Source organism: Nonomuraea sp. 10N515B, from assembly GCF_052245915.1.
Classification (GTDB): domain Bacteria; phylum Actinomycetota; class Actinomycetes; order Streptosporangiales; family Streptosporangiaceae; genus Nonomuraea.
The window spans coordinates 55,641-68,883 of sequence record NZ_JBQQBQ010000005.1 but is presented as its reverse complement, the minus strand read 5'-3'; the positions used below and the strand labels follow the sequence as shown (position 1 = coordinate 68,883).

Annotated in this window: 9 protein-coding genes; 2 read left to right on the top strand and 7 right to left on the bottom strand. The window is 67.9% G+C overall.

From position 1 onward, the window contains the following. Positions 1-76: 76 nt before the first annotated feature. On the bottom strand, positions 77-2,770 hold the full coding sequence (locus ACTWQA_RS08755; protein WP_443158770.1) for a cellulose binding domain-containing protein: 2,694 nt from the start codon (positions 2,768-2,770) through the stop codon (positions 77-79). 188 nt (positions 2,771-2,958) lie between these two features. On the opposite strand from ACTWQA_RS08755, the gene ACTWQA_RS08750 reads away from it, so the two are divergent. After that, entirely contained in the window at positions 2,959-3,723 is a 765-nt protein-coding gene (locus tag ACTWQA_RS08750) for an SDR family NAD(P)-dependent oxidoreductase (RefSeq protein WP_443158769.1), read from the top strand. Further along, positions 3,720-4,469, top strand: coding sequence for a glycoside hydrolase family 16 protein (locus tag ACTWQA_RS08745; protein ID WP_443158768.1), 750 nt, complete (start codon positions 3,720-3,722; stop codon positions 4,467-4,469). The genes ACTWQA_RS08750 and ACTWQA_RS08745 overlap by 4 nt, the downstream gene beginning before the upstream one ends. Here ACTWQA_RS08745 and ACTWQA_RS08740 read toward each other — a convergent pair. The 6 genes from ACTWQA_RS08740 to ACTWQA_RS08715 form a co-directional block, all read right to left on the bottom strand. After that, positions 4,403-4,891, bottom strand: coding sequence for a DoxX family protein (locus ACTWQA_RS08740; protein ID WP_443158767.1), 489 nt, complete (start codon positions 4,889-4,891; stop codon positions 4,403-4,405). The genes ACTWQA_RS08745 and ACTWQA_RS08740 overlap by 67 nt on opposite strands. Before the next feature lie 113 nt (positions 4,892-5,004). After that, on the bottom strand, positions 5,005-7,887 hold the full coding sequence (locus ACTWQA_RS08735; protein ID WP_443158766.1) for a glycoside hydrolase family 3 C-terminal domain-containing protein: 2,883 nt from the start codon (positions 7,885-7,887) through the stop codon (positions 5,005-5,007). Positions 7,888-7,899: 12 nt separating this feature from the next. Beyond that, positions 7,900-8,721, bottom strand: coding sequence for a carbohydrate ABC transporter permease (locus ACTWQA_RS08730; protein ID WP_305920202.1), 822 nt, complete (start codon positions 8,719-8,721; stop codon positions 7,900-7,902). Continuing rightward, complete coding sequence (locus ACTWQA_RS08725; RefSeq protein ID WP_443158765.1) at positions 8,718-9,581, bottom strand: carbohydrate ABC transporter permease; 864 nt, start codon at positions 9,579-9,581, stop codon at positions 8,718-8,720. Before ACTWQA_RS08725 ends, ACTWQA_RS08730 begins: the two co-directional genes overlap by 4 nt. Continuing rightward, positions 9,582-10,889, bottom strand: coding sequence for an ABC transporter substrate-binding protein (locus ACTWQA_RS08720; RefSeq protein ID WP_443158764.1), 1,308 nt, complete (start codon positions 10,887-10,889; stop codon positions 9,582-9,584). It lies immediately after the preceding gene. A gap of 18 nt (positions 10,890-10,907) precedes the next feature. Further along, entirely contained in the window at positions 10,908-13,193 is a 2,286-nt protein-coding gene (locus tag ACTWQA_RS08715; RefSeq protein WP_443158763.1) for a TIM-barrel domain-containing protein, read from the bottom strand. Positions 13,194-13,243 lie beyond the last annotated feature (50 nt).

The following is a 13,243-nucleotide window of genomic DNA, read 5'->3' as shown; positions in this document are numbered from 1 at the left end:
GCAGAACGCCGTGCCGGGCGATCGCCGAGGCTGCTGAGGCGCCCCCGCGCGCGTGCGGGGGCGCCTCTCCCGGTCGTTACGCCGGTGTGCAGGCGACGGTGGGCGAGGTGGCGGCGCCGCTGGCGGTGAAGCCGAACGACGTGGACGCGTTCGCCCCGAGGTTGCCGTTGTAACTGGCGTTCGTCACGCTCACGCTGGCGCCCGTCTGGGTCGGGGTGCCGTTCCAGAGCTGGGTGATCTTCTGGTCACCCGGCCACGTCCAGGTGACCTTCCAGCCGATGATCGCCGAGGAGCCGGTGTTCTGGACCGACACCTCCGCCTGGAAACCGCCCTGCCACTGGTTGCCGGGCTTGTAGGTGGCGGTGCAGCCCGTGCCCGTCGTCGGGGTCACGGTCGGGGTCACGGTCGGGGTCACGGTCGGGGTCACCGTAGGAGTCACCGTGACTGTTGGGGTCACCGTCGGGGTGACGGTCGGGGTGACCGTGACCGGCGGGCCGGTGCGGTCGCCGTAGATGATGCCGCGGCCGTTGGTGCCCAGGTAGACGCGGCCGTACACGCGCGGATCGCCGGTGAGCGCCTCGCCCATGTTGCCCCACTGGTGCTTGTCGTCGTTGATGCGCACCCAGCTCCCGCCGGCGTCGTCCGAGCGGTACAGGCCGGTGACGCCGTCGATCGTGGCCACCGTGAAGATCGCCATGTAGTTCCCGCCGGGCGCGGCCTTGCCGAAGCCGACGTTCACGGACTTGGTGATCCCGGACACCTTCGTGAAGGCGGCGCCGCTGTTGGTGGAGTGCCACAGGCCGCCGTCGCCGGCCAGCCAGAGGTCACCCTCGATGCCGGGGACAGCCTTGAACTTGCCGCTGGTGGGCAGGCCGGTGGCTGCGGTGGCGGTGAAGGTGGCGCCGCCGTTGGTGCTGACGTACAGGCGGCCGCCGCTGAGGCCGTAGAACTTCATCGGGTTGACCCGGTCCGACTCCACGACCGCGTCGGTGGGCAGGCCGGAGGCCTGCTGCCAGGAGTTGCCGTAGCCGACCGAGTAGACGGGGGTCACCCCGCGAGGCGCCCACACGAAGCGGGAGCCGTCGGCGGCGGCGGCCACCGTGCCGCCCTCGTTGACGCCGCCCGGCTCCGAGCCTTGGAACCAGTTCGCGCCGCCGTCGGTGGAGAAGGCCACGTGGCTGTCGTTCGGGCGGTCGGCGTCGGTGAAGTTGCCGGCCCGCACCATGATGGACGGCGACTTCTCGGCGTAGTCGAGGCTGGTGGTGGAGGTGAAGTTCGGCTGGGTGAACAGCATCGGCGGTACGGCGTCCAGGTTGGTGTGGCGGAAGCCGCCGATGTCACCGAGGCCGCTGATCAGTGGTGCGCCGCTGGGCGGGCTGATCAGGTCGAGGACGGCCGTCTCCTCCAGGCCCTTCGCCATGGGCTTGATGGTGAACTGGCCGCCTGACACGTCCCATTGCGTGAGGTTCTCGGTGCCGTAGATCGTGGCGCCGGTGCCGTACATCATCCTGTTGGAGTCGAACGGGTCGATCTCCAGCGACTCGGTCATCCAGCCGAGCTTCGGCGTGACCTCGGGCGGCTGCGGGTTCGTGCCGAACGTCAGCCACGGGTTCTCCGTGATGTCCATCTTGTAGCGGAAGCTGCGGTTCGGGTACGACGTCCAGTCCCACACGCGGGTCCACGTGGCGCCGGAGTCGGTGGAGCGGAAGAAGATCACGTCAGGCCACCACGAGATCTGCGTGGCCACCATGATCGTGCCCGGGTTCTGCCTGTCGATGGTCAGGCCGCTGTAGCCGAAGTAGTCGTCGCTGCTGGAGGACGGGACGGGGCTGATCTGGGTCCAGGTGCCGGTCGCGGTGGCGTAGCGCCAGACGTCGCCCTTGGCGCCGTCGTACGGGCCGCCGGTGTCGCTCGTGGCGATGTAGAGGTAGCCGTTCTCAGTGTCGAGCACGCCCTTGTGCGCCAGGTAGCCGGTGGGCTGCCCGGCCAGCCGCGACCAGGTGGCGCCCCCGTCCGTGGTGCGGTAGACGGTGTTCTCCTTGTCGGCGACGCCGACGTAGATGGTCTTGGTGGGTGAGCCCTGAGTGGACGAGCGCGGGTCGTAGGTCACCCAGACCACGCCCGGCTTGTGGCTCAGGTAGCCGTTGGAGTCGTTCGGGTCCTGGGCGTAGTTGCCGGGGTTGGGGAAGCTCGCCACCTTGGCCCAGGTCGCGCCGTAGTCGGTGCTGCGCCACAGGCCATTGCCGTTGGGGGCGCCGAAGTAGAGCACCCGGTTGTCGTTCGGGTCGACGGACAGCGCCTCGCCCATGCCGCGGCCCGGCATGTTGCCGCCGAGCTTGAACGGCAGCACCGTGGCCTGCCAGGTGTCGCCCTTGTCGGTGGAGCGCAGGATCGCGCCGTTGTTCGGGTCCCAGCTGTTGGTGTACATGCCGACGGCGGCGTACACGCGGTTGGTCTGTACGGGGTCGGTGGCGAGGCTGATCACGCCGTTGTAGCCCCACTTGTCCCAGCCGACCCAGTCGAGCAAGGGGGTCCAGGACTTGGTGGACTGGTTCCAGCGGTAGGCCCCGCCGATGTCGGTGCGGGCGTAGATGAGGTTCCGCTCCGTCTGGTTGAAGATGATCCCCGGTACGAAACCGCCACCGTCGATCCTGACGTTCTTGTACGCGTACGGATCCGAGGTGACGGCCGAGACCGGCGACATCCTCACGACAGCCACCACCAGCAGGACGGCGGCGGTCGTCAGCATGACGAATAATCTTCTTCGCATGCGCGGCTCTCCCTTTCCAGGCACGCCAACAGGCGCTCCAAAGGCGTCAGATGACCGCCATGCACGATCAGATTGCAGGACCCTGACCGTCACCGCGCCTTCGCGCATGAGCTCATCAAAAAGGCTCACACACGGGTGAGGCAGAGGTCAATAGTTTGGATAGACAACGAATTAAGGGGTGAAGGCAAGTGTTTCCCGAGTTTCGGGTCGACGGAAAGGTCGCCCTGGTCACAGGTGCGGCACGGGGCCTCGGGCGGGCCATCTCGTTGGCGCTGGCCCATGCCGGGGCAGACGTCGCCATCGGTCTGCGGGACGCCGGCGACGACGGCGGGCTGGCCGGCGAGATCAGCGGCATGGGGCGCGACACGCTGCCTCTCCAGATGGACATGACCACCCCGGAGCAGATCGCCCAGGCGGTGCAGGACGTCGTGGACCGGTTCGGCAGGATCGACATCCTGGTCAACAACGCCGGCATCGCCCCCGGCAACCCGGCGGAGGACGTCACCGAGGAGGACTTCGACCGCACGCTCGCGGTCAACCTCAAGGGCACCTTCCTGGCCACCCAGGCGGCGGGCCGGGTCATGATCCGGCAGCGGCACGGCAGGATCGTCAACGTCGGTTCCCAGGCCGGCGAGGTCGCCCTGCCCGGCGAATCCATCTATTGCATGACGAAGGCGGCGATCGCCCACCTCACGCGCTGTCTCGCGGTCGAGTGGGGGCCGCACGGGATCACGGTCAACAACGTCGCGCCGACGTTCATCCGTACGCCGGGCACCGCCGAGGCGCTGTCCGACCCGGCGTTCGAGGCGGACGTGATCGAGCGGATCGCGGCGCTGCACCGCATCGGCGAGCCCATGGACGTGGCCGGGGCCGTGCTCTACCTGGTCTCCCCCGCCGCGTCCCTCGTGACGGGGCACACGCTGGTCGTGGACGGAGGGTGGACGGTTCGGTGAGCGACTTCGAGGACACCTTCGAGGGGGACCGCCTCGACGAGACGAAGTGGATCCCCTACTACCTGCCGCAGTGGACCACCCGCGCCGCCGCGGCGGCCCGCTACCGGCTCGGGGACGGCCATCTGACCCTGCTGATCGAGGAGGACCAGCCGCCGTGGTCCCCCGAACGGGAGGGCGACCTACGGGTGTCCTCTCTCCAGACAGGTCTCTTCTCAGGTCCCGTCGGCAGCAGGGTCGGACAGCACGGCCGCGGCGCGGTGGTCCGCGAGGAACACCCCGAGGTCAGGCTCTACACCCCCAAGTACGGCCGGATCGAGATGCGTGCGAAGGCGATCGACGACCCGAACTGCATGGTGGCACTCTGGTTGATCGGCTTCGAGGACGTGCCCGAGCGCTCCGCCGAGATCTGCGTCGCGGAGATCTTCGGCCGCGACGTCACGCCGAACGGTGCGCGGATCGGCATGGGCGTGCACCCCTTCGGCGATCCGGCGATCACCGACGACTTCACGGTGGAGACGCTGCCCATCGACGCCCGCGAGTTCCACGTGTACGCCGCCGACTGGACGCCCGGCCACGTCTCCTTCTCCGTGGACGGGCGCCACGTAAGGACGGTGAACCAGTCGCCGGCGTATCCGATGCAGCTCATGCTCAACATCTACGAGTTCCAGCCGGGCGGCTCCTACCCGAAGGAGTTCACGGTCGACTGGGTACGCGTCCGGGCGGCCCACAACGCGATCCCGATGTAGAGCACCTGCTCCGGGACGCGCTGCCACAGCGGCGACGCCGCCTCACCGGCGAACGGCACATCCGCCACCGCGGCGTAGACGTTCGCCGGCAACATGGCGACGAATAGCAGCGCCAGGCAGATCCCGGCGGCCTTGCGGGTCCCTTCGAGCACGAGGCCCACGGCCCCGGCCAGCTCCAGCACGCCGGCCAGGTAGACCATGAAAGCCGGGAACGGCACGACCGGTGGCATCATGGCGACCACGTCGGCATGGTTGGGCATGAAGGTCACACCAGCCGGGACGAAGTGGGCGCTTGCCGTCATGAACAGCATGACGGCAAGACCGTGGGCGGCGCTGATCCGCCAGGTGGTGAAGCGGCCCACGCCCAGCACCCCCAGCAGCCGGAACACCAGGGTGGCAACCAGCAGCACGACGACAGTCATCACGAACCCCCCTTGGATAGCGGAACTATCTGAGACAATAGATAACACCACTATCCAAGAGAAGCAAGGGGTTTCGTGGCGGCCACGACCATGCTCATGGCCGCCACGAAACGTCATCGGGCGAGAGCGAAGTCCTTGATCCGCAGGTCGCCCTTGAACACCAGGTAGAGGCTCCCGGTGCCCGCCTTCACGGTCGCGCTCGCCGTGCCGTACTGGTAGATCCCGCCGGTGGCGGGCGCCTGGAGGGTGCCCAGCAGCGTGCCTGTCGGCGAGCCGCTGCGCACCTCGACCGAGCCGCCGCTCACCGAGGCCACCGAGGCCGTGAGGCGGGTGCCCCAGGAAGCGCCGGTGAAGGAGATCCAGTCACCCGCCGAGCCCTCGACGACCTCGCCGCTCACCTTGGTCTCGTCGGCGAAGAAGATCCCCGAGTAGTCGTCGAAGTCCATCGCCCTGGTCGTCTTGGCCAGGTCGCGGACCGGGACGCGCTCGCCGGACACGCGCAGGGTGGTCGTCTGGCGGATCCGGTCGGAGGCGGAGCCGACGAGGACGTCGTGGGTGGCGTTCTCGACGACCCACTTGTTCCTGGTGTGGTCCCAGACGGCCAGGTCCTGCTTCTTCAGGGTGAAGGAGACGGTACGGGTCTCGCCCGGGTTCAGCGTGATCCGCTCGAAGCCGCGCAGCTGCTTGACCGGCTGCTTGAAGCGGGACTCGCGCTGGTGGGTGTAGAGCTGGACGACCTCGTCGCCCTTGACCTTGCCGGTGTTGGTGACCTTCACGCTCACCTTGTCACCCCGGACCTCCAGGCCCTGGTAGCCGAACGTGGTGTAGCTCAGCCCGTGGCCGAAGGAGTAGAGCGGCTTGCTCTTCCCGTACAGGTAGGTCATGCCGGTCTTGGTCAGGTCGTAGTCCAGCTTGTCCGGCAGGTTGTCCGACGCGGGCCAGGTCTGGGTGAGCCGGCCGGCCGGGTTGACGTCGCCGAAGATCACGTCCGCGACCGCGCGGCCGGTCTCGGCGCCCGCGTGCGTGGTCCACAGCAGGGTCGGCGCATCCACGATCACCGGGTAGCTGGTCTCCAGGACCACGACGGTCTTCGGGTTGGCCTTGCGCACGGCCTCGATGAGCCGCTTCTGCCCGTCGCCGAGCTGCAGGTTGTCGCGGTCGTGGAACTCGCGCCCGGCCACGAACGGGTGGCTGCCCACCACCACGACCGCGACCTCGGCCTTGGCGGCCTGCGCGGCGGCCTCGGCGATGCCGTCGGCGACGACCTCCTTGCCGAACTTCGCCGCCTCGGCCTTCGGGGCGAGGGCGAGCGCGCCGTCGGCGGTCACCGTCACGTACGGGTCGGGCAGGCCGTACCAGCCCTCGACGTTCTCGTAGCCGGCGTACCTGATCAGGTAGCTGCCGTCGGGCTGGCGCTCCATCGCGAACTGCTGCTGCACGAACCAGCCGTCGGGCTCGGCGTCGTCGGTGTCGAGCGAGCGCCAGTCGCCGCCGAGCAGTTTGCCGTTGCCCGCGTTGCGCAGCGTGGACACGCCGCTGGTCCAGTCGGTCAGGTCCCACTGGGAGGCCGCCGTGGGCGCGGTGTCGATGAGCGCCGCGTTGTCGTCGGCGCCCGTGCCGGTGGCGGTGATGTACTTGCCGGTGGCCAGGTGCTTGAGCGCGATCCGCTCCAGGCCCTCGCCGGTGCTGACGTCGCTCACCCGCTCCTTGATCCCGTCGAGCGGGGTCACCTGATAGGGCATCTGACCGGAGTACCAGTCGCGGTAGAGCCTGGCCGACAGCGGGCCGACCACGGCCGCGGACTTGGGCTTGGCCAGCGGCAGCACGCCGGAGTTCTTGAGCAGCACCGCGGCCTTGGCCGCGGTCTCGCGGTTGAGCTTCTGGTGCTCCTGGCTGTTGATCACGTCCTTGGTGATCTTCTTGTACGGCCCGCCGTCCGGGTCGAAGTGCCCCAGCCGGGTCCGGATCGACAGGACGTGGCGCACCGCGTTGTCCACGTCGGCCTCGGCGATCCGGCCCTGGTCGAGGGCGGCCTTGAGGTTCGTGACCAGCGGCCCGCTGTTGCTGTCGTCGATGGTGAAGCTGTCCTGCCCGCTCTTCAGCACGCCCGCGAACGCCTCGGGCTTGTTGTCGAAGTACCTCTGCAGGTCGGTGAGCGCATGCGGGCCCCACGCGTCGCTGACGTTGTAGAGCGTCTTGTCCGTCCACGACCTGACCACGGTGTTCAGGTCGGGGTTGACGTGCGCGGGCCGCCCGTTGACCAGGTTGTACGAGGCCATGACGCCGGTGGCGGCGTCCGCCGAGATCGGCGCCTTGAAGCCCTGCTCGTAGTACTCGCGCTTGAGCTTCGGCGTCAGGTTGGAGGAGGTGAGGCTGCGGTTGGCCTCGTTGTTGTAGCCCATGTAGTGCTTCAGCACGGGCGCGGCCTTCAGGTAGAAGGGATCGTCGCCCTGCAGGCCCTTGCCGTAGGCCGTCGCCATGGCTCCGGTCAGGAGCGGGTCCTCCGAATATCCTTCCTCGTTGCGGCCCGCCCGCGGGTCACGCAGCGGGTCCACCACGGGCGCCCATACCTGGAGACCCCACAGGATGGGGTCGACGTCGTTGAAGCCGCGCACCTCGTCGCCGACCGCGGAGCCGACCTTTTTCATCAGCTTCGGGTCCCAGGTGCTGGCCAGGCCCACAGCCTGCGGGAACACCGTGCCGTTGGCGAACTTCTGCCGCCAGCCGTCGTTGAGGTGGTTCGACCAGGCGACGCCGTGCAGCGCCTCGGTGCCGTTCTTGTGGTAGGCGATGCCCAGCCGGGGGATCGCCGCCTGCGACTGGTGCAGCAGGCTCAGCTTCTCATCCAGCGTGAGCCGGCCGAGCAGGTCGTTCACCCGCTGCTCCAGCGGCAGGCTCGGGTTCTGGAAGGGGTAGTCCACCGCCTGGGCGGGCGGCACGGCGAGCAACGAGGCCGCCAGGGTGAGGGTCGCTAACAACGGGATTCTTGAACGCATAAAGGGTCTCCATCATTTGATGGCGCCGACCGTCACACCTCGGGTCAGCGTGCGCTGGAAGATCAGGAAGAAGGCGATCGCCGGCACGACGCCGAGCAGGGCCGAAGCGCTGGACATGGTGGCGTCCATGAACTTCTCGCCCTGTAGGACGGCGAGCGCGACGGGCACTGTCTGGGTGTCGTTCGAGATCAGGAAGATCAGCGGGAGGAAGAACTCGTTCCAGGTCCAGATGAAGAAGAAGATCAGCAGGACGTTGATGGTGGGCCTGCTGATCGGCACCACGATCCGCAGCAGCGATCGCAGCCGCCCCGCGCCGTCGATCGCCGCGGCCTCGAGGATCTCCTTCGGGAACTGCCCCAGGACCGCGCTCAGCAGGTACGTGCCGAACGCCGCCTGGATCACGGTCATGACGATGATCACGGCCAATTGCGTGTCGTAGAGCCCGACCGCCTTGGACAGGTAGTAGAGCGGGTAGGCCAGCGCCTCCTGCGGCAGCGTGTTGGCCACCAGGAACAGTACGAGGATGGACAACCGGCCCTTCACCCTGCCGATGCCCAGCGCGTACGCGTTGAGCACCGACAGCACGACGGCCAGCACCGCCACGGAGGCGCTGATGATGAAGCTGTTCCAGAGCTTCGTGCCGAAGTCGACCCGGTTCCAGAAGTCGATGATGCCCTGGAGATAGAGCCCGTCAGGCAGGCTGAGCGGCCCTTGTGTGCTGTACTCGGCCGGCGACTTGACCGCGTTCATCGCCACGATCGCGAACGGGAACACCATCACGACCGCCAGCACGACCAGCGCGAACAGCACCGCCCACCGTCCTGGGCCCCTCATTGCTCACGCTCCTGGACTCGCAGGAACAGGAACGTCACCACGATGATGATCAACGCCAGCACCGTGGCGATCGCGGAGCCGTACCCGACGTTGCTCTTCTGGAAGAAATTCAGGTACGAGAAGTACGAGGGGACCATGGTGGCGTTCCCCGGCCCGCCCCGCGTCAGCACGAAGATCGGCCCGAACACCTTCAGCGCGGCGATCGTGCACGTCAGCAGCACCACGAAGATCTCCGGCCGGATCTGCGGGATCGTGATGTGCCAGAACTTGCGCCACCACGAGGCCCCGTCGATCTCGGCCGCCTCGTAGTAGGCCGGGTCCACCCGCTGCAGCCCGGCCATGAAGATCACGACCGGGTAGCCGAGCTGGAACCAGACCATGACCGCCATGACCGTGGCGAGGGCCAGGTCGGGATCGCCGAGCCAATCGAGCTCCAGCCCGAAGATCTGGTTGACCGCACCGTACGACGGGTGCAGCATCCAGCCCCACACCACGCCGGCCACCGCCACCGGCAGGACCTGCGGCAGGTAGTACATCGCACGCAGCGACGAGGCCGTACGCGCCCCGAACCGCTTGCCGATGTAGTCGAACAACGCGGCCGCCAGCACGAGGCCGATCGCGGTCGGCACGATGGCCATGGCCACGATCAGCGCCACGTTGTGCTGGAACGACTGCCAGAACCGCTCGTCCTGCAGCAGCCTGGTGTAGTTGTCGAACCCGATCCACCTGGGCGTCCCCACCCCGGACCAGCGGGTGAAGCTCGCGCCCACGTTCATGAGGAACGGGACGACGATCACGCCCAGGAAGAGCAGCAGGCTGGGGGCGAGGTAGAGCCAGTACCCCCTCGTACGTACTCTCATCTAGTTACCAATGTCGGCGAGGTTGTCCTCGTACGGCTTGGCGATCTCGTCCAGCACCGCGGAGGGGGCCTTGCTGCCGTTGATGAGCTCCTGGACCCCGGCCACCAGCACGTCGTAGTAGCCGGGCGCCGGCCAGTCGGGGTAGAAGGCCAGGCCGTCGGCGGTCGTCAGCTTGTTGAAGGACTCGATGAGCTCCTTGCTCTTGGCGTCGGTGATCGCGGCCGGGTCGGCGGCCACGGGGACGCCGCCCGAGTTACCCAGCAGGTTCTGGATCTCCTTGCTCATCGTGATGTCGATGAAGTCGTAGGCCAGGTCCTTGTTCTTCGACTTCTCGGGGACCACCCACAGGTTTCCGCTCGAACCCGGCGACATGGTGGCGCCGGGGAACAGGAAGTGACCCCACTCGAAATCCTTGATCGTGGAGGCCACGCGGCCGTACCACCAACTGCCGCTGATCATGATGGGGAACTTGCCGTTCATGAACGCCACGCCCATGTCCTCGGCCTTGAGCCCGGCCGAGTTCTTGGCGATGTAACCCTTCTTCACCCAGTCGGCGAACGTGTCCGCGCCGTAGGTGAACTCGGGACCGTGGAAGTCGACCTTGCCCTTGTAGGACTGGAACGCATCGAGCCACGGCTTCTGCGCCTTGGTGAGCGCGAGCTGGTAGAGGATCTGCTGCGCCGGGTATTCGGCGCCGGCGTTCGAGATGGGCGTCACGCCGGCCTTGACGAACGTGTCCAGCCCGGCGGTGAACTCCTCGAACGTGGTGGGGACCTTGACCTTGTGCTTGTCGAACAGGTCCTTGTTGTAATAGACCATCACGAACTCGCCATAGTTCGGCACGCCGAACCAGTTGCCGGCGCCCATGACGCCGCGGTCGTCGTATTTGGCGGTGGTCTGCAGGCCGCCGGGCAGCAGCTTGTCCCAGCCGCGCTTGGTGGCCTCCTCGGTCAGGTCGGTGAGCAGGCCCTGCTTGGACAGCAGGCCGGCGGTGGCGTTGCCCTTGTTGTACTCCATGATGTCGGGCGCCTCATCGGAGTTGAGCACCATGCTCGCCGTCTTCTGGATCTGCTCGAAGCCCTTCTCCTCGAACTTGACGGTCACGTTCGGGTGCGACGCCTCGAACTTCTTGATGGCCTCCGCCCACGCCTTGGCCATGGCGCTGTCTTTCGACTCGTAGTGCCAGAGCTTCAGCACGCGGGGCTCGGTGCCCTGCGCCGTCGGGGGACTCTCGGTGCCGCCGGAGCCGCAGGCCGTCAGGACCAGGACCGCAGCGGCCAGCGCCGCCGCGCCTCTGAGTTTGCGCATGATCCCTCCAGGGGGGTGTTACGAAAGGACGGCCCGCGCGGGAGCTCCGGCCACCGGGGCGATCTCCACCGCGGTGACACGCTTCGGGCCGGTGACGGCGACACGCAGTTCATCGCCGTCCCTGGTGGCGACGGCGACCGTCACGCCGTCTTCGTCGTGGATCTCGGTGGTGCTGTCGCCGCCCCCGAAGGCGACGAGGGTGATCTCTTGCGGCACGTCGATCGTGTCTCCTTGCTCGGAGACCGGTATCAACGCGCCATGGCGGACGAACAGGGGGATCTGGTCGAGCGGCTTGCTGACCTGGACGTAACGGGTGCCTTCCAGCACCTCACCCGTCCAGTAGTCGACCCACAGGCCGTGCGGCAGGTACACCTGCCTGACGCCTTCGGGCGCTACCATGGGCGCGACCAGCAGGTCGCGGCCGAACAGGTACTCCAGGTCGGCCTGCCAGGCCACGGGGTCGTCCGGGTAGTCCACGCAGAGCGCCCGCATCATGGGCGCGCCGGTGCGCGCGGCCTCGACGGCCGCCGAATAGATGTACGGCATCAGCCGGTAACGCAGCTTCAGCGCCTGCACGGCCAGGTCCTCGACGGCCGGGAACTCCCACGGCTCGCGAGTGGTCGTGCCGTGCAGCCGCACCAGCGGCGACAGGGCACCGAACTGGGTCCAGCGGACGTACAGATCGTCCGACGGCCGGCCGGTGAACCCGCCCGCGTCGTGGCTCCAGAACGGCACCCCGGACAGGCCGTGCGCGAGCCCGCCTCTGATCGTGCTGCCCATGGCGGCGTAGCTGGTGTAGGTGTCGCCGTTCCACTGGGCGCTGTGCCGCTGCCCGCCCAGGTACGACGAGCGCGCCCACACCAGCCCGTGCCCGTTGACCTCGCGGGTGACGTCGGCGACCACGTCGTTGAAGAGCAGCGTGTAGACGTTGTGCAGGTCCGTCCCGCTCATCCCGTTGTACGCGACGGCGTCCGCGGGCACGCCCTCGGCGAAGTCCGTCTTGAACGCGTCCACGCCCTGCCGCAGCAGATCTCTCAACAGCCCCTTGAACCAGCCGGCCGCCGCCGGATTGGTGAAGTCGACGATCCCGCAGGCGGGGAAGGAACCGTGCCAGCAGTCGGCGACGTACACCTCCCCATCGTCCTTCTTCAGGAAATATCCGGCGCGAGCCGCCTCCTCGAAGGCCGGGCTGAGATGGGAAATATAGGGATTCATCCACAGACAGACCTTGAACCCCATCTCATGAAGCTCGTCCAGCATCTGCTCCGGCTGCGGGAAGTTGACGGGATCCCACTGCAGGTCCGACCAGTGCCCGTCGCTCTGCCAGTAGGTGTCCAGGTGCAGCACATCGCACGGGATGCCGCGCTCCCTGATCGTGCGCGCCCTGGCCAGCACCCGCTCCTGGCTGTCGACGCAGAACCCGGACGAGATCCACGTCCCGAACGCCCACTTCGGCGGCAGCGACGGGCGGCACGTCAGCCGGTCGTAACGGTCCAGAACGTCGGACGGGGTGGGCCCCGCGATCACGTAATAGTCCATGACGTCGTCGGGCACCAGGATCTGCACGACGCTGTGGGTGGACTGGCACACGTCGAACTCGGTGGGCGCGCCGCTGTCGACCAGCACGCCGTAGCCGCGGCTCGACACGTACAGGGGGACGTTCTTGTAGGCCCGCTGCGACTCGGCGCCGAACGCGTCGAAGTTCCACATGAGCGGCCGCTGGCCGCGCTTGTCCAGCCGCGTGAACGACTCCCCGAACCCGGCGAACGCCTCGTCGGGCGCGGCGGCGAAGCTCTCGTGGAACGCCACGGACGCCCCGCCGGCGCTCGATCGGCCGAACGGGAGCGTACGCAGCCGTCCGCTGATGTCGGTGTGCCCGCGGTCCTGCTCCAGCAGCGTGGCCCCGGAGGCGTCGGTGAAGCGCAGATGCCACGGCGCGAGGCTGATCTCGGCTCTCAGGGATCCCGCATCGATCACGATCGGCTCACCTGGAGTGACCCCGGCACGGGCCCCTGAGTACGTGCCGGGGGTCACCAGTGAGATGGCGCCTTCCGACCTCGGCCTGGCGGCCGCGTCCTCCGACAACCGCACCCGGATCACACCCTCGCCGGCCACACCAACCTGCACGACCAGCGTCTCCTCCGCCGTCGTGACCGCCTTCAGCATCACCTCGGCGCCATCGGCCGCGACCAGCTCGGCCGCGGCCACCGCCGACAGGCCACCCTCGCCGCGTGCGCGAACCGGCAGTTCGGGCGGGTCCGCGACGAAGTACTCGTGCGCGACCAATGGGGGGCGATAGGGCATGGAAGCTCCTTATGGACGGCTGCGCCAACTCAGTGAATTAGTTTGCTGTC